The organism is Kangiella marina (genome assembly GCF_039541235.1).
Classification (GTDB): domain Bacteria; phylum Pseudomonadota; class Gammaproteobacteria; order Enterobacterales; family Kangiellaceae; genus Kangiella; species Kangiella marina.
On record NZ_BAABFV010000001.1, the window covers coordinates 1454984 to 1472205 of the forward strand.

The following is a 17222-nucleotide window of genomic DNA, read 5'->3' on the forward strand; positions in this document are numbered from 1 at the left end:
GGGTTTATGTCAGAGCAGACTGAAGCACAATTTGTAGAATCCCAAGTATCGCTCGTTCGCCGTATGGGACGAGATGTCTACTGGGTTGAGTTGGAGCCAACGGCCGGAAAGTTGCCATCGTATAAAGCGGGTCAATACCTTATGTTAGAGTTAGAGGATGGTTCGTTACGCCCGTTTTCAATCGCCAGCTCGCCGCTTCAGGATGTGCTTGAGTTACATATCCGTCGTTTACCCGGTCATGATGAGGCTGATAAAATTATCAGTCATCTAAAGCACCGAAATACCGTCAGGGTACAAATGCCTCAGGGCGAGTGCTTACTGACCGATAGTGAACGCCCGGCAGTATTTATTGCAGGTGGTACGGGCTTTGCGCCGTTCCATTCGATCATCAAAACGGCTTTGCGAACAGGCAACCCTAGGCAATTGGTTCTATACTGGGGCGCGCAAACCTCGCCTGATCTATATTTACACCGTGAACCACAAGAGTGGGCTGAACAGTACACAAACTTTACTTATGTGCCGGTTTTATCTGGGCTTGATGAAGCGTGGCAGGGTCGTAAAGGCTTCGTCCATCATGCTTTTATGCTCGATCATGATGACATTACTGACATGGATATTTATGTTGGTGGTTCTGAGCCTATGGTGATGTCAGTCTATCAGGATTTATTGGAGCGCGGTGTGGCCAAAGAGTCGATTCACTCGGATATACTCGATATCAAACGTCAAATGGGCTTGCTCGACTAGTCGCTGGGTTAACTCACACCCGCTTGAAAATTATTGACGTATTAATCCCACCAAACGCAAAGTTATTGCTCATGATGTATTGATGATCCATTTGGCGATCATTCTCGACAATGTAGTCCAGCTCTGCACAGTCCGGATCGACAGTCTTTAGGTTCGCAGTAGGCGCATACCAATTGTTACGCATCATTTCGATAGACAACCAAGCTTCAATCGCACCACAGGCACCAAGGGTATGACCAAAGTAGCTTTTTAGCGAGCTAATCGGGACGGCACGTTGGAAAACATCACGGGTGGCATTAGTTTCAGCGACATCACCACGATCGGTTGCTGTGCCGTGTGCGCTGACATAGCCAATATCATCAGGCGTTAATTGCGCGTCTTTTAAAGCCAGCTGCATTGCGACCGACATGGTTTCGCGCTGCGGCTGCGTGACGTGAGCGCCATCGGAATTACAACCAAAACCAACCACTTCAGCCAAAATAGTCGCGCCCCGCGCCTTGGCGTGTTCGTACTCTTCAAGGATCAAAGTACCTGCGCCCTCGCCTATGACTAATCCATCACGATCTTGATCAAAAGGACGAGGCGTTGATTCGGGTGAATCGTTTTTAACCGAGGTCGCGAACAGCGAGTCAAAAACAGCCCCTTGTGTGATACACAATTCTTCAGCACCGCCAGCAATCATTACGCTTTGTTGGCCGTACTTGATGGCTTCGTAGGCATAGCCAATGCCTTGGCTGCCTGAGGTACACGCGCTACTGGTCGGAATGATGCGGCCTTTTGTGCCAAAGAATACGCCCATGTTGACGGGAGCGGTATGACTCATCATTTCAACATAAGAGGTCGAAGTGAAACCGGTCATAGGGCCACCTTTGATCAAGTCACCGAACACTGGAATGGTGCGCGTGCTGCCGGAGGATGAACCATAAGCAATACCGGTAGCGCCGTTGGTGAGTGATTCGTGCTCTAATAAGCCGGCCTGCTCTAGCGCTTTTTGGGTCGCGCAGGTAGCGAGTAATGAGACACGGCCCATGCTACGAATTTTTTTGCGCGGAAGCTTCGGAAAAATATAATCAACAGGAGCCGCTAGGCTGGTGCGCAAGCCTTCACACTGTTCCCACTCCGGCATAAAACGCACAGCATTTTTACCGAGCTTTAAATGGCTGGAAATTTGCGACCATTCATCGCCAAAGGCGGTGATGCCCGACATTCCTGTGACAACGACTCGATTCATTAGGCCATGCCTCCGTTAACCGAAATGACTTGGCGAGTGAGGTAGCCCGCAGTATCGGAAAATAAGTAGCTGACTAAACCGGCGATTTCTTCCGGTTTACCCATGCGGCGTGCCGGAATCACTTTCATGGCTTCATTGGTGATCTCATCATCAATCATGTCGGTTTCGATGAGCCCCGGGGCAACGCAGTTGACGGTGATTTTACGTCGAGCTAACTCGACCGCTAAGGCTTTAGTGGCACCAATAAGCCCTGCTTTTGAGGCGCTGTAATTGACTTGGCCGCGATTGCCTAAAACACCGGAAACCGATGACATGGCAACAATTCGGCCACCTTTTTTATTGCGCACCATTGGCATCACCAGCGGTTGCACCACATTGTAAAAGCCATCCAAGTTGGTATGGATGACATCGTCCCAGTCACTGTCAGTCAAGGCCGGAAAGGCACCGTCACGAGTAATACCGGCGTTACACACGACCCCATAATAGGCTCCGTTGGCTGCAACATCTGCTTCTAGCGCTTGACGCGTTTGCTCGCGATCGGCGATATCAAACTGGATAAGCTGAGCAGAGCCACCTTGTGACTGGATTTCAGCGACAGTGGTTTCAGCCTGCTCAACACCGGAGCGGCAGTGGACGGTAACTTCTAAGCCATCATTGGCGAGTTGAAGGGCGATGCTCTTGCCAATACCGCGGCTGGAACCTGTGACTAATACGCGTCTGCTCATAGTTTTACTCATTATACTGTGTTAATTCGTTAAAAGTTGATTCTCATCATTGGTTTCAAAAACGCTCAATTTTGCCTCAGCCATAAGCTCTCCGTCTAAGCTGATGGTGCATTGAAAAGCACCGAGACCGGAGTTATCCATATACACCTCTTCGACGTTAACCTGATAGGTGTGCCCTGACTTAAACACCGGTTGATACAGTTGCAATTTGCGGCTGCCGAGCAAGAAGCCAAGCTTCACCGGCTCGTCCCGTAAGACCGCTCGAACGCCAGCAAGCGCAGCAATAGTTTGTGCCATGTACTCGATAGCGACCAAGTTTTCCACGCCTTCTTTGTCAGCGCTATAAAATCGACTTTGTGGCGAAATGTCGACCTCTGCATGTAGCTGACTTGGCCCAAAATCAAGCACGCGGTCAATTAAAACCATTGGTGGAGAGTGAGGTACAAGCTCCGCTATGGGTTTTGACAGGATTGAATTTTTGAGTTGAGAATTGATTTCTTGCATACCTTTACCGTTCGCTGGAAGCGATTATAACACTGACGTTGTTTCCTCCAAAGGCAAAGGAGTTACTCATCGCAGTGGTCAGAGAAGAAACGGCTTTGCCGTCGGCCAGCGTGATCGGGGCAAGCGCAGGGTCATAGTCGCCATCGTAGCAATGCTTGGCTAAAAATCGTTCATTATCAGTCTGTTGCAGTAGTAACCAGCAAAAAGCAAGCTCGGTTGCACCCGCCGCACCCAAGGTGTGACCGGTTAAGGGCTTGGTTGAGCTGCAGTGAGTTTTGTGTGATAAGACTGCCTGTACAGCCTGACTTTCCATAGCATCGTTAAGCTCTGTCGCAGTGCCGTGGAGGTTGAGGTAGTCGATATCATCCCCAGAAAGTCCCGCCTCTTCTAGCGCCATCAACATGGCTTCTTTAGCACCTTGCCCTTCCGGGTGTGGCGCTGAAATATGGTGCGCATCCGAGGATTCGCCGACGCCGCGTAACTCTATGGCGCTAGGGTCGCGGGTCATGATAAATAAAGCCGCACCTTCACCAATATTAATGCCGCTGCGGTTAGAGCTGAATGGGTTCGTTAGCGCCGGTGAAATAGCTTCTAGAGCATTAAAACCGTGCAAAGTCATGTCGCACAGTGAGTCCGCGCCACCGACAATGACCGCGTCGCACAAATTATTCTGGATGAGGCTTCGAGCCGAAGCGAAGACTTTGCCGCTTGAAGAGCAAGCAGTAGACACGGAGTAAGTGGGCCCTGTAATGCCCCAGTAATCAGCAATAAACGCTGCCGGTGATGACATTTGGATCTGTGAGTAGTCAAAGCTGGCGGGGAATTCACCCTGTTTATGATGATGGTTAAGCGCCAGCTCACCCTCAGCGATACCCGAGGTACTTGTTCCAAGCACCACGCCAATGCGATGATTGGGGGTGCTGGATTGAAGCTTGTCAAATGCTGGTTGTAATTGCTGTAAGCAGTGCAGAATCAATTGATTATTACGGGTCTGGTGCTTCGACAAGTGCTGGGGAATGGCGGGCAGTGACGGTGTAACCTTACCTGCAATAAATGTTTTCGGCGACAGCTGGGTGGTGTAAGGCGTCATGTTCGAAGTATCACCCGTGATGAGTTTAGACAATATCTCTTGATGATCGCTGCCTAAGGCATTGATTAAGGACATGTGGTTTAAGTAGACACGTGCTTTAGTCATTGGCATTCATCTCTATAGCTAAAGGTGCGATAACCAGGCTGTAACCTCGTTCGAGGTGATTGAAGCGAATAGTTCCTTGGTATTTGGTTGGCTGCGAATAGTCGATGGTAATGATAGGTATACCATCGTTGACAATCTCTCGCTTAAGAGGGTTCGGTTCTAACAGATCGGCGTTGTTTAAGTGTTGAAGCAGCTGGCGTTTGGGCCACAAACTCAGCTGCAAATCCGCCAGTAAATATTCAGGCTTAATGCTATCGACCATCGCTGAAAGTCCTGTCGCATCTATCATTCCATCCTTCATGACGATGGTGAAAAGGCGTGTGCCAGTAGGGGTTAAACCGACCATGGTCAGTTTGTCACTAAGAATTTCAGTCTGAAAAATCAGATCATGGTGTTCATCGTTATATTCAGCCGTTGCACTCTGGGTCAGAGTCATACCGTTGTCGAATGGAATACTTGAAAGCAGCTGAAGCTGGACGCCATCAGCGATCTCAACAGTCTGATCCTGTGACTGATAATGCGTGGTGCAACCGACCAGCAGCAACAATAATGAAAAAACTAAGGCGCGCATAATTCACCCAGTACGTTGAGGCGACGTTTGGGTTCGACAACGAAAGGATTGTTGTCATCCCAAGCATAACCGGCTAAGACGGAGCAGATCATTTGTCGGATATTATCAGGAGCATCTTGGAATTGAATGATATCTTGAAGCTGCTGCTGATACCAAGAATCAACAAAGGCTTTAAAAGTATTGACGCCCTGGCGCAAGGGTTCGGCGAAATCCTTATTCCAGCAAACCGCTTGCTGATTGAACTGCTTAATTAGGCAATCGCATGCTAACGTCGCGGATTTAAAGGCGATAGTAACGCCAGAGGAGAAAATAGGATCGAGAAACTCGCCGGCATTACCTAGTAGCGCATAGTGATCACCGTACAGTTGCTTCACATTAGAAGCATAACCCGTGAGTTGCTGTGCGTCTTGCGTGATAACAGCTGCGAAAAGCAGTTTGCTGAGCCTAGTCGATTGGTTAACTGCGCGAAGCAAGAGCTGATCATTGCCGAGCGGCTCTAAGTCTGGAGCGGTGCCCTGACGCAGCCGCTCAAAAAATTCAGGTTTGGCGACACAGCCTAGCGAAGCGGTATTGTCGGAAAACGGGATCAGCCAATACCAAACATCCTCTTCGTTGGGGTGGGTTTCAATTAAGATTTTATTACGATCGAAAGTGGGATCGGTGATGTTATCTTGAATATGACAAAATATGGAACTGCGAACAGGAAACTCACTCGGTAGGTCGAGATCAAGCAAACGAGGGAGCACCCGCCCAAAGCCACTGGCATCGAGGACGAAATCAGCCTTGATGGTGCTCGCCATGCCCTCTTCATCACGAATGATTAATTCCGGTTTGGGGTTAAAGTCAATACTCTCTAGCTGGCTGCCAAAAATGAACTCTGCCCCAAACGCTTGGGCTTTTTGCGCTAGCAGTTGATCAAAGCTTGCTCGTTTGACTTGGTAAGTTGATTCAGGGCCGTCGCAGGATTTGTCTGCAAAATCAAAAACCGATTGTTGCTGATTAGAGACGAAAACAGCACCGTTTTTATACTGAAAACCAAGCTCGTGAGCAGAATCCAGGACTGATTGTAATAGGCCCGCCTCTTCAAGATAAACCATGGACTGGGGAAGTAAACTTTCACCAATGGAAAATCTTGGGAAATGTTGTTTCTCAACCACCAGTACTCGGTGCTGAGCTTGGGTTAGAAGACTTGCGGCAAGACTACCAGCAGGGCCTGCACCAATAATGACCACATCATAAGTTTGCGCTGGCTCAGTCACGGCTTAATCCTTTTGCTTGGTAAATTTGGTGCCCTAAGACAGGCGATAATAAGAATACACTTAAGATACCAGAAAGCATGGTGACGCCAAAGGCGTGAATGGCCGGGGTGTCACTAAAGGACAGTAGGCCAAAAGATAAAAAGGTGGTCATCGCGGAAAGACCGATAGCCAATGCAATATACCGTGAGCGCTGTTTGGATTCAGAGTAAAACAACCCATAATCGATACCAATACCAAATACCAAAAACAGGGCGAGAGCGCTGAATAAGTTAAAGCTGCCGTTAATAGCGATATTGGCTAAGATAGCGATTGATGCGGCAATGATGGGCCCAAATACGACAAAGAAGCCAATACGAATGCCGTAACGTAAAGCAAGAATGATAAAGATCACGGCGACGGCGATCGAGAGCATGAGTAAGGAGAGCTCACGGTATTGAGCAAAGAGCGCAGAGACTTTTTCAACTTTGTTAATGAAATACAAGGTTGGGTTCTGTTCAGCAAGAGTGACTAAAGGTTCGATATGTTGAATATTGTGCAGCGTTATTATAGCGGAGAATTGCCGTTCAATTTGCCCCAACCATAAATAAGAAAAGCGTTCACCAAGCGGTGAGGCAAGCCATTGATTAAGCGTCAGCGGCTGTCCTTCTTGAGCATGAAACTGTTGCTGCAACTCAGCAGCATCATTCGCTGTAAGCAAGCCTAGCTCGATAAAGGGTGCCAAAAACTGGGAGTTGAAATGCTCGGCCAGCTGCTGGTAACTGCCCTGTTGCTGCATGACAGATGGTACAAATTGAGCAAGATGATTGAAATCATCAATAGCGCCTGAGTCGACCAGCGTCTGTAAATCCTGGTTAACGGATTCAAGTTTTGCCAACAGTTTATCCGTAGAATCGGCTTTAACCACAAAAAATTGATTAGTCGCTGGCGCCGCAACTAACTGTTGCAGCTGCTGCTCTTGGGCGTACAGTTCTGGTGGTACCGATTGCAGTTGTCGAATGTTGTCGTTATTGCTGTCAGTGTTGCTTAAATAAAAAGCGGCAACGAGGGGCAATAAACATAACGCAGCTATGAAGGCTTTGTGACTAAGGTGCTGACTGGCTCGAGTCAGTGCGTCAAAAACCTTAAGCAACCTATTTGGGGTGTTAACTTTATAGGGAATCCGGTCAAACAATAAGGTCACTGTTAGGAAGGCGCCAATTAATCCTGTAGCGCAAAATAGCGCCATTTGCTGTAAGCCTGGGAATGGCGTGGTAAATAAGGCAGCATAACCAATAACACTAGAAATAAGGCCAAAGCTGATGGCACCAAGGATGTGGTGCAAAGGCTTTTGGGTTTCATTAGCGCTGGCGAAATAGTGAAACGCATAGTCCACGGCCACACCAATTAAGCTGGAACCGAAAACCAGCGTCAAAATGTGGATGGAGCCGAAACTTGCATGGGTCACTGTGAAGCCCAAAAAGATACCAGTGCCGAGGGATAATAACGTTAAGCACAAAGGTACAATGCCGCGAAAAGCCACGATTAGCAGCAAGACAACCCCGATCAAAGAGCCCAAACCGATGGTCGAAATTTCTGACTTGGCAGACGCTGCGGCATGTTGTGCATAAAAAGTGGCCCCTGTATAGAGTACTTCGAGTTCAGGGTGCTGGTGTTTAAACTGTTCTATGGTGGTGATCAGTTGTTGTTGCGTGGTGCTATCAAAAGGAGATGACTGGAGCGTGGCGGTGACAATCGAGTAAACGTCGGACTGGTCATGGATAATCAAATGACCATCAACAAATTCGCGTTGGCTGTCGGCTGTATTGGTCGCGGCGATGTGCTCGAGATAACGGTAAGACAACAGGTAAGGATCATCGGGTAATAAGCTGATTAATTGACCAGATAGGGGCGAATAAACCAGTTGTAAGCTGGCATCGATAAACGGCTCAATCCCTTGCTCACACAATAACAGCTGATCTTGGGGGCTGAGTAAATGGAATCGATGGTTAAACACGAGCTGACCGACGGCTTCTTGCTCGGCAGAGCTTAATTGTGCTTCTAATGATGCAACGAGAGAGTTGTTGTGCAGGGCTTGTGCAAACGTTTTTGCCGATTCAGCAGCGGTGTTTTTGTCGGATGCTTTGATGGCAACGATAATTTTTTTAAAGTTTTGCTCTGAAAATCGTTCAAATGCTTTTTCCGCAAAAGGATCAACTTCCGTTTGTGGAAGGAGTTTAAGAATATTGGTTTGAACGTTAAATCCAGATTGCAGTTGAGCGTAGAAGCCAGCGCCAACGGTAAGAACCAATAATAACCAAAAGACAAAGCGACGGTTAATCGACAAGGTACTGTCCTAATTGTTGTTCTAAGCTGGAGTCTTGCAACGAAGAAAAATGGAGGACGGTTTTGTCATCATTGGCTTCGGTAAAGTGCAATTCGTTAATACGCTGTTCGCCGGATAGGTAAATCTGCTTAAGCAGACGCTCTATTTCAGAGTTGGAAGGTGTCAGCGTTAGAGCCCAGCCCTGTTCTTGGCAATGGGATTGGACGTTAAAGTGATGATGTAAAGCCTCAAGGTTGCCAGATAGAATCGCTAAAAAGGTCGATGAAATCAGTTCGCTGGTTTGGTTTTTAGCGTTACCAGGTAAGCTCACTGGCTGATCGTTTTTATTAAACTGTTGGAAGCTGTCGTTACCGATAACCGTTGTACTTTTGATGGGTTTCGTCGTTTGCCATACTACAAAGCCCTGCTCCGTTAGCAACAGATAGCCAGATGATGGCAAAGGTTTGGAAAGTACGGCTATGTGCTTTTCTTGTTCGAAACTGTGTAACGGATCTTGGTTTTGAATAGAGGCTGTAATAGCGTCTAAATCACAGACCTGAGAGTCTTCAGCTTGTGCCGTGCTGAGAAGAAAGAAAGCAAACAGTAATAAACTAACAATGCGCATTATTGTGCCTGAATGAATTGGTGTAATTGTTGGCCAAGGATTGGGGGAGACACCAGCTGCATTTCAAAATCAGTGGTGGTTACAGCAACTTGGACTGTGTAACCCTTACAAAGTTTCTCTCCAGAGCTGGCGCTTTGGATCACGTAGTCGATTTTTAAACGGTTTTCAAATTCTTTGAACGTCGCCACACAGAGCAATTTATCGCCAAACTTTGCGGGCTTAATGTATTTCAAGCGCATATCAACGATAGGCCAATAATAACCGGATGCCTTCATTTGTGGATAGTCATACTGAATTTTACGCAACAGCTCGCAGCGGGCTTGTTCAAAGTACTTGACGTAATTGCCGTGCCACACGATGTGCATGGGATCTAAGTCGAAGAATGGTACTTCAACGAAACACTCGGCGGCGATGGCGTGTTGTTGTAGCTTTGCATTATCCATGGTCGTAAACTCAGTAAGTCTTCCAGTGGCGTTGTTGAATTAAATCAACAAAGTGACGCAGCTCAGATTCTAAAGGACGGTCTTCATCGACCAGCTGGAACGTTTTAAACACTTGCTCAAGGGTGCTGCTAATACTGTCGGAAAGGGAGTCAGCGCTCAACTCTTCGCTGTTGATGCGAATTTGAACGGCCTGACAGGATGCCATTAATGAGGCCGCAGCAACCTGTTCGGTCAGCTGTAATATGCGTAAGCAGTCGCGTGCAGCGATAGTGCCCATACTCACCTTGTCTTGGTTATGACATTCGGTTGAGCGTGAAAAAACACTCGCTGGCATGGTGTTTTTTAAAGCTTCTGCGGTCCAAGCACTGATTCCAATCTGAACGGCTTTAAAACCATGGTTAATAGGTTTGCGCTCTGCCGTGGCCGCGGAAAGATTATTCGGGAGGCCATTGTTAAACTTTCTGTCCATCAGCAGTGCCATTTGACGATCCATCAAATCAGACAAGTTCGCAATACCCGTTTTTAACGTGTCCATGACCATCGCAATATGGCCGCCATAAAAGTGACCGCCATGCAAAACGTGTTGCCCTTCACCATCAATGATCGGATTATCGTTAGCGCTATTGAGTTCGGTTTCGATCATCTGACGCATCCAAGGCATCGAATCCTTTACCGCACCGATAATGTGTGGCGCGCAACGTATCGAGTAACGATCCTGTAAGCGACTGGAATTTCGCGGATGCTTATGGTGATTCAGATCATCACGGATCCAGGCAGCGATTTGATTTTGCCCAGGGTGAGGCTTGGCACTAAACAGAATATCATCGAAGTGAGCGCTGTTACCTTGAAGCGCGATCGAGCATAACGCCGTAATTCGTGAACATAACTCGATAAGGTATTCAGCGCGCTGGTAAGCGAGGCAGGCTAAGGCGGTCATGACGGCTGTACCGTTCATAATCGCTAGACCTTCTTTTGGCTGCAGCTTGATGGGTTTGATATTTAAGGCGGCAAAGACCTCTTCAGTAGGCTTGGTCTCGCCTTGGTAGATGACTTCGCGTTCACCGATCAGAACCGCGGCAACGTACGACAAAGGCGTTAAATCGCCACTGGCGCCAACCGAACCTTCTTGCGGAATTCGCGGCATAATATCGTGTTTGAGCAGAGTTTCTAGCTGCTGCAATAACTCCCAGGAGACGCCCGAATAGCCTTGGCTTAAGGAGGTTAAGCGAGCGCCAAGAATAGCGCGGGTTTGTTCGACCGAGAAGATATCTCCCAAGCCACAGCCATGGAAGCGAGTAAGGTGAAGTGGTAATTCATGGACATTACTCAGCGGAACTTGCTCGGTGACAGAGTCGCCATAACCCGTGGTCACGCCATAGATCACACCGTCTTCTTTGAGCAGGGCTTTTAGGAAATCAGACCCTTTTTGGATGTGTTGCTGAAAGCTGGGGTCATCGTTGAGTTTGATTTGCGCGTGACCTTCGGCCATGGCATTGATCTGCTCAATGGTAATGGCTGAATGACCAAATGTAATGTCAGTATTAGCTGTTGTCACTGGGTGTCTTCTCTTTTTTGTTTTGTGTTGCGAGAAATATGGTTTTCGTCGTCTTTTTGCCAAAAATTAAAGAAGTTGAACCATTGATACGGTGCCTTGAGGCAATAATATTCAAGTCGGCTCGCATAATTCTCGATAATTGATTGTAACTGTTGCTTCTTGCCAGTTCTAGTGAGCTTTAAACTGTCCGCAAAGTGCTCAAGATAGATATGGTACTGTCCAGATTGCTTGAGACAAAAGATCAGGTAGGTTGGGCAATCCAAAAGACTGGCTAAGATAAAGGGGCCTTGGGAAAATGGTGCTGGTTGGCCGAGGAAGTCGGCATAATTAACACGACCGTATTGTGTCACGGAGGTTCTATCCCCGACGATAATGACGATTTCGCCCTGATCGACTTTTTCTTTAAGCTCAATAGCGGTTTCCGCGCCCATGGAGTCCACTTGAATGAGATTCAACTGGGCATTAGGGTTGAATTTCTCGATAGCGGCTTGAAACTTGAGAGCGTGCTTGGTGAACACCAAGGCATTAATTTTCAAGTCCGAATCATTTTCGCCTATCGCGCGGCACAATTCTAGGTTACCTAAGTGAGAGCCAATGAAGACCGCGCCTGCTTTGGGACGTTTTTCGCGTAACTGTTGGAACATCTCAGGGTTATGAAAAGTCACATCATCCAACGTCACATCATTTAACCAAGCTCGAATTTTATCGATGGCGGAAACACCAAACTGAAAAAAGTGCTGATAAACATGGTACCAACGGACGGCTTTTGGTGATCGGGTGTGTTCAGCCAGGCGACGTAAATACTGGTACGAGGCTCGTTTTGCTTTACTACCGGTTAGCATAAAGTAGCCAATCACTGGGATCAGAATTAAGCGAAATAGCCACTGTCCAAAAACTCGGTATATCCAAACCAGTAGCTGTATGCCAAAGGTGGAGCCGCGCTCTTGGGTTGCTGACCAATGTTTATCGGGCATCGGCTTAACCTACCTTGGAACGCGATAGCAGGCGGCCGAGCAGGCGTGGTGCTCGCGGAAGCATGCCAAAAAATAAACGGGTATGCATTTTCGTGATCAGCCAATTGTCTTTGACTAACTGAAAGTGCGAAGAGCCATCTTCGGGATAGGTGACACGAGTGGGCAGATTAATAATGGGTACCCCCTTCCAGTCCAGTTTGACCAAAATTTCAGTGTCAAAATCCATGCGTTTGCCAATGCGGCTTGAGTCAATTAAAGCCACTGTGCTGCTCAAGGGATAAAGCCGAAAGCCGCACATGGAGTCTTTGATGCGGAAAGACAGCGTTTCAACCCAGACCCAAAAGTGCGTGATATAACGAGGAATAAGTCTGCCCAGCGGCACTGATTGATCATAATCAGGGATGCCACAAATCACCGCTTGGGGTGATTGTTGGCTCAGTTCGATAAAGGTTGGAATATCATCAATCGCATGTTGGCCATCGGCATCGACTTGAATAGCATGACTGTAGCCTTGGGTATGAGCTTCTCGAAGTCCAGCCATGACCGCGCCCCCCTTCCCTTGGTTGTGCGAAAGGTGGATCAGTTGAAGCTGTTTATCTTCAGATTCAAGCGTTTCGAGATACTGCTTAGTGCTATCGTTACTGCCGTCATTGACCATAATCACGGGTAAATCATACTCAGCAATTGCTTGCAGCACCTGCTTGATGTGCTGGGTGTGATTATAATTTGGTATGACGATACAGTATTGCGGACTCATCAGGATTTATCGTCTCGAAAAAAGAGTTTGCCCGATGAAAAGTTGTGTTCAGCGTTATCAAACTTGAAGGTTAAGCAGTGCTTAGCCGGATCATAAGACAGGTTTAAGTTAACATCAGTTTCAGGTGTGATGACATGCTGAAACTTGAGTGCCGAGACTTTGTCGACACTCCACGTAGGTTGAGTATTCAGCTCGGGAGCGATTAACTGCTTAAAATAGTCTAGTGCCCACTGTGTTTGCACGACGCCGGGCACAATTGGGAATTGGTCAAAGTGGCCAGCGAAGGCATCAAGTTGTGCTGAAATCTGAAGCTTCAGCGTGGCTTCGTATGGGCTGACTTGGCTGTTTAATATCTGTGGGTACTTCATGGTTAAAATAAATTGGATAGCAGGGTGAGTGGCAGTTTTCCCTGAGAATTATACGGTAGATGTTCAAAGTAACGCCATTTTCGAGGGATCGCAACCGCTTCGAACTGGCCGACCAGCTGCTGTTTTAATTGCTGGTTTAGTTGGCGCTTTGAATGCTCTGCGAGAAATTGTAACCCTTGTTCGCTAAGCTCAACCACCATAGCAATAAAGGTTCGGTTTTGTTCTAAGACAACAGCTTTCGCCTGATTCACTAAATCTGAGGCTTTGAGTGCGGTTTCTAGTGCTTCTAAAGAAACTCGCTTCTCTTCAATTTTAACGACCCGATCCACGCGCCCTAAAAGTTCAAAATGATGGTCATCGAGTAACTCTATTCGGTCGTCTAACGGGATGGAGTGGTGAATATAAGGAGAATGCAATTGTGCACGCTCGGAGCGATGGGCTTGAGCTAGCGTTAACCCGGGAAAGAGCGTCCACGCGGTATTCTTATCGGCTTGGGTTCGGTAACCAATGCCGCCGGTTTCAGTGCTTCCAAAGACCTCGATCGGATAGACCCCAAATTGTTGGAATGAAGCTGTGGCAGCTTGTGTTGAGAGTAGACTGCCGGAGCTAAAGCATTGGTTTAAGACAATATTGTCGAGACTGTTATCTTGGCGTGATAAAAATGCTGGGCTCGAAATTAAGCATATATCAGGGTGTTGATGGTTGTGGGCAAGCAGTTCTTCGGGGTAAAGCAGTAGCTCTGTGCTGAATGCATGACGAAATAATAGCGGCCATAGCAGGCGGAAAATCAAGCCATAAATGTGGTGGTGCGATACGGTGGCGAAAAAGACACCTTGATCCACCTGCTGGGCAAATAATTGCTCCAAAGTTTCCGTTTCCAAGAGCAATTGTGATGGTGTTTTAGCAATAGCTTTTGGTTGGCTGCTCGACCCCGAAGTAAAAAACTGTATCTCACTGCTTAAAATGTTTGGAAATTCGATGCTAGATTCAGTCTCAGATTCCAAGTAATGGGTCGAAGCGATATCAGCAACGACGGATTGATCAGCGATAATCAGTTGGTAAGAATTACTGATGCTGGTCAGCCACTCGGGTTTATTGTTAGCGGTCAGCACAATATCTTTGTTCAACAACATCAAGGCGACAAAATTGACGGCGAAATCGTAACTGTTTTGCGCAAATAACAAATAGCTCTGCTCAGGGCGCTGTTTAAATCGATTAGTAGCTACTTTGATGTGCTTTTGAAAGTCGGCGCTGGAGAGGTTTATCTCATTATTAAACGCGATCAGGCTATCGGTATCTTCTGTCAGCAGTTGCTTGAGGTTTTGATATGCCAAGTTCATGCAACTACCCTTTTTTTAATACCAACTTGCGATACAACAACTCAGAAGCAAACAAAACACCCATTAGGATGTATGAAATAAGGCCGTTATAGAGTGTCCAGATCGCGGTCGACGCATAAAAAACAGTGTACAAAGATATGCCGATGTTGATGATGAAAAAGCCACACCAAACCATGGTGACATTCCGCGTATAGGTGACGCCTTCTGGCGGTAGGTCTGGTTCCTGTAGGCGAGCCAGTCGCTCAATCACAGAGGGTGGTTTGACTAGGCTGTAACTGAAAATGGTCAAAAAGCTAAGCGAGATAACCACCGGGTAGAGTTTAAGGCCTAACTGGCTATTGTCAAAATAACTGAAGCCAGCGAGGCTCAACCCAGCAATAAAGATAATAATCCATAGCCCTTTAACGGCTTTTAGTAAGTCGCTATTGGTAAATAAGGCGCGAACAATAACCAGCGCGGCTAAGGTCAGGGCTAAATGCTTGGGTTCTAGGTAGTGTAAGCCAAAATAAATCGCTATGGGGTACAACAAAACCACCACAGCGATAGTTATTTTGAGCAAAAGAGCCATCTTAGTTATGGACTAAGTCATATACTGCGTCGACAACATGCTGCATGGTGCGTACGGCTTTGAATGTCTCAGGATTGACCGATTTGCCAGTGATTTCTTGAAGTTTGATCACCAAGTCCACGGTATCAATACTGTCGAGATCAAGGTCGGTATAGAGGTTTGCATCAATCGTAATATCGTCAGCATCAACTTCAAAGTCTTCAACAAGAATTTGAATAAGTTGTTGAAAAATTTGGTCTTTATTTTCAAGCTTTGCCATTATGCAGCTCCTTTTTGTTGTTCTATAAAGTCCGCCAAGGTGCTCACAGAATAGAAATGTTTTTTTGACTCTTCGGAGTTGGAGTCGAGTTTAATATCAAACTTCTTTTTTAGCGCGAGCCCGAGTTCAAGGGCGTCAATGGAATCCAGCCCCAATCCATCGCCAAACAAGGGTTCCTGTGTTTCGATGTCATCAATGCTAATATCTTCAAGATCAAGGGATTCAATAATCACAGCCTTGATCTCAGCTTCAATAGGTCTCATTCTTCGATAATTCCTCTGTAAATACTGTCTTAATATGCTCCGTTAATCGCCTGGCAGCGATGGACTCATTTTTGTCATTATTTATGAACGGAGTAACATCTATTTCCTCGATAACGCGCATGGAGAACTGAGCTCTGCGGGATGGTATCTGATACCACTTTTCTTGTTTTGTCAGTGTGGTCGGGTTGCAATCAATAATCACCGGCAAAAGATTTTGTTGGCAACGTACGGCAATATTGGCCGCGCCACGCTGTAACTTTATGGGTTGATTAGGGACTGTACGGGTGCCCTCTGGAAATATGACGAGATTATAACCTTCTTCGAGGGACTTTTTACAGTTTTCTATGAGTTTATTCACATCTTGGTCATTATTGATAAAATCCGCGACCCGCACCACGCGCTTCAAAAAGAAGTTATTCCAAAGCCCCTGTTTAACCACGCAGTCAGCTTTTGGGATGAGTGAAATCAAGGCAACCACATCAATGAGCGTTGGGTGGTTGGCGATAATCACTTTGCCCTCAACCTCTTGTAACTGCTGTCGAGCTGTCTCTAGATCAAAGGTAAAGATGCCGAGACTTTGCATAAAACTGATAAAGAAGCGCCAAGATCGATGGATTAAGAAGCGAGCTTTGCGTTTTCGAATATCTGGATCGGGGTTAAAAACTTTAATTACTGGAAAAACAAACAGCGATAAACAAAGGCCACCGAGGCCGAAAGTGGTGAAGGAAAGCCCTGTGGCAAAAACACGCCATAGGTAATTAAGCCTATAAAGCATGCTTTGAGAACTCCCAATGGGTGTCATCAGAGTCTATCGTGTGCTCATCGTGATCGCTGTGCAGAAATTCAAAAAAGGCCAGTGACAGAGGTATTGTGGGTGAAAGTTCTGCTTTTGAGCGTTGAAAGGCGAACGAGAGTGGTTGCCCTTCGTCCAGAGACAGTAGTAGCGACAGGCTGTAGCTCGGGCTTGAGTAGGGCTGAAGCTTATCAAAAGGTTGACTAATGAGACTATCAAAGCAGGTTAATAGTACTTTAGTGCCCGGGAAGCGCTGTAAAAGATTAAAGCTTTCAAGTAAAGCAAAGCCGAAGGTGTTGCTACTGGCTGCGATGCTCGTCCCCGGGTGTTTATTGCCGTTGAAAATCGAGTATAAGCCCAGTGCGGCATTATGAACCGACAAACTAAAGTCTTTGGGTGAGACTTCCTGATCAGAGCTCATATCGTTAACAATAGTGATAGTGCGATTAAGCTCGCCGTGCTGAGATGCAAAAACCGTCATAATGTCAGCAGGATCGACCGTTGCTCTTTCGAGACACTGTAGCGAAGAGTGCATTGCCATTTTGCTTAAACCGTTTAGGCGGCGACGCTTAATCGGTGGGATCTGTTTTAAACTGATATCATCAAGATCGCAGTTTTTAAGCAAAGATGGGCGGTAATTATCAGAACTTAAGTCATTATCAGAGAGCCAGCAATATGACGATACAATGCGGAGGGAAGGCGAAGGTTTGTCGATCATTGTGCTATCCGTAAGGCTTAAGTTGGAA

General features: G+C 46.9%; 20 protein-coding genes. 1 reads left to right on the plus strand and 19 read right to left on the minus strand.

All coding sequences use genetic code 11. The features are described from left to right. Positions 1-6 precede the first annotated feature (6 nt). The gene (locus tag ABD943_RS06550; protein WP_345292381.1) at positions 7-744 is read left to right on the plus strand and encodes an NAD(P)H-flavin reductase; all 738 of its coding nucleotides are present in this window, start codon (positions 7-9) and stop codon (positions 742-744) included. Positions 745-757: 13 nt separating this feature from the next. On the opposite strand, the gene ABD943_RS06555 is transcribed toward ABD943_RS06550, so the two are convergent. The 19 genes from ABD943_RS06555 to ABD943_RS06645 are packed head-to-tail and all read right to left on the minus strand — an operon-like array spanning position 758 to position 17194. After that, a complete protein-coding gene (locus ABD943_RS06555; protein WP_345292382.1) occupies positions 758-1975 on the minus strand; it encodes a beta-ketoacyl-ACP synthase in 1218 nt (405 codons plus the stop codon). Next, the gene (locus ABD943_RS06560) at positions 1975-2700 is read right to left on the minus strand and encodes a 3-ketoacyl-ACP reductase FabG2 (RefSeq protein WP_345292383.1); all 726 of its coding nucleotides are present in this window, start codon (positions 2698-2700) and stop codon (positions 1975-1977) included. The genes ABD943_RS06555 and ABD943_RS06560 overlap by 1 nt, the downstream gene beginning before the upstream one ends. Positions 2701-2721: 21 nt before the next feature. Beyond that, positions 2722-3204 carry a hotdog family protein gene (locus tag ABD943_RS06565; protein WP_345292384.1) on the minus strand — a complete coding sequence of 161 codons (483 nt, stop codon included), beginning with the start codon at positions 3202-3204 and terminating at the stop codon, positions 2722-2724. 4 nt (positions 3205-3208) lie between these two features. Then, positions 3209-4405: a beta-ketoacyl-[acyl-carrier-protein] synthase family protein gene (locus ABD943_RS06570; RefSeq protein WP_425559455.1), complete on the minus strand. Its 1197-nt coding sequence runs from the start codon at positions 4403-4405 to the stop codon at positions 3209-3211. Continuing rightward, a complete protein-coding gene (locus ABD943_RS06575) occupies positions 4392-4970 on the minus strand; it encodes a DUF3261 domain-containing protein (protein ID WP_345292386.1) in 579 nt (192 codons plus the stop codon). The genes ABD943_RS06570 and ABD943_RS06575 overlap by 14 nt, the downstream gene beginning before the upstream one ends. After that, positions 4958-6229, minus strand: a complete 1272-nt coding sequence (locus tag ABD943_RS06580; protein ID WP_345292387.1) for an NAD(P)/FAD-dependent oxidoreductase — start codon at positions 6227-6229, stop codon at positions 4958-4960. The genes ABD943_RS06575 and ABD943_RS06580 overlap by 13 nt, the downstream gene beginning before the upstream one ends. Then, positions 6222-8552: an MMPL family transporter gene (locus tag ABD943_RS06585; RefSeq protein WP_345292388.1), complete on the minus strand. Its 2331-nt coding sequence runs from the start codon at positions 8550-8552 to the stop codon at positions 6222-6224. Before ABD943_RS06585 ends, ABD943_RS06580 begins: the two co-directional genes overlap by 8 nt. Beyond that, on the minus strand, positions 8542-9156 hold the full coding sequence (locus tag ABD943_RS06590; RefSeq protein WP_345292389.1) for an outer membrane lipoprotein carrier protein LolA: 615 nt from the start codon (positions 9154-9156) through the stop codon (positions 8542-8544). The genes ABD943_RS06585 and ABD943_RS06590 overlap by 11 nt, the downstream gene beginning before the upstream one ends. Beyond that, entirely contained in the window at positions 9156-9599 is a 444-nt protein-coding gene (locus ABD943_RS06595; protein ID WP_345292390.1) for an acyl-CoA thioesterase, read from the minus strand. The genes ABD943_RS06590 and ABD943_RS06595 overlap by 1 nt, the downstream gene beginning before the upstream one ends. Before the next feature lie 10 nt (positions 9600-9609). Further along, positions 9610-11154, minus strand: coding sequence for an HAL/PAL/TAL family ammonia-lyase (locus ABD943_RS06600; protein WP_345292391.1), 1545 nt, complete (start codon positions 11152-11154; stop codon positions 9610-9612). Then, the gene (locus tag ABD943_RS06605) at positions 11151-12128 is read right to left on the minus strand and encodes a lysophospholipid acyltransferase family protein (protein WP_345292392.1); all 978 of its coding nucleotides are present in this window, start codon (positions 12126-12128) and stop codon (positions 11151-11153) included. Before ABD943_RS06605 ends, ABD943_RS06600 begins: the two co-directional genes overlap by 4 nt. A gap of 4 nt (positions 12129-12132) precedes the next feature. Then, the gene (locus ABD943_RS06610) at positions 12133-12885 is read right to left on the minus strand and encodes a glycosyltransferase family 2 protein (RefSeq protein WP_345292393.1); all 753 of its coding nucleotides are present in this window, start codon (positions 12883-12885) and stop codon (positions 12133-12135) included. After that, the gene (locus ABD943_RS06615) at positions 12885-13253 is read right to left on the minus strand and encodes an ApeI family dehydratase (protein ID WP_345292394.1); all 369 of its coding nucleotides are present in this window, start codon (positions 13251-13253) and stop codon (positions 12885-12887) included. Before ABD943_RS06615 ends, ABD943_RS06610 begins: the two co-directional genes overlap by 1 nt. A gap of 2 nt (positions 13254-13255) precedes the next feature. Then, on the minus strand, positions 13256-14593 hold the full coding sequence (locus ABD943_RS06620) for an acyl-CoA synthetase family protein (protein WP_345292395.1): 1338 nt from the start codon (positions 14591-14593) through the stop codon (positions 13256-13258). Positions 14594-14597: 4 nt separating this feature from the next. Continuing rightward, positions 14598-15161, minus strand: a complete 564-nt coding sequence (locus ABD943_RS06625) for a COG4648 family protein (protein WP_345292396.1) — start codon at positions 15159-15161, stop codon at positions 14598-14600. A gap of 1 nt (position 15162) precedes the next feature. Beyond that, positions 15163-15420: an acyl carrier protein gene (locus ABD943_RS06630; protein ID WP_345292397.1), complete on the minus strand. Its 258-nt coding sequence runs from the start codon at positions 15418-15420 to the stop codon at positions 15163-15165. Beyond that, entirely contained in the window at positions 15420-15683 is a 264-nt protein-coding gene (locus tag ABD943_RS06635; RefSeq protein WP_345292398.1) for a phosphopantetheine-binding protein, read from the minus strand. Before ABD943_RS06635 ends, ABD943_RS06630 begins: the two co-directional genes overlap by 1 nt. Further along, positions 15670-16485, minus strand: a complete 816-nt coding sequence (locus tag ABD943_RS06640; protein WP_345292399.1) for a lysophospholipid acyltransferase family protein — start codon at positions 16483-16485, stop codon at positions 15670-15672. Before ABD943_RS06640 ends, ABD943_RS06635 begins: the two co-directional genes overlap by 14 nt. Continuing rightward, positions 16448-17194, minus strand: a complete 747-nt coding sequence (locus tag ABD943_RS06645; protein ID WP_345292400.1) for a beta-ketoacyl synthase chain length factor — start codon at positions 17192-17194, stop codon at positions 16448-16450. The genes ABD943_RS06640 and ABD943_RS06645 overlap by 38 nt, the downstream gene beginning before the upstream one ends. Between the last annotated feature and the right edge of the window lie 28 nt (positions 17195-17222).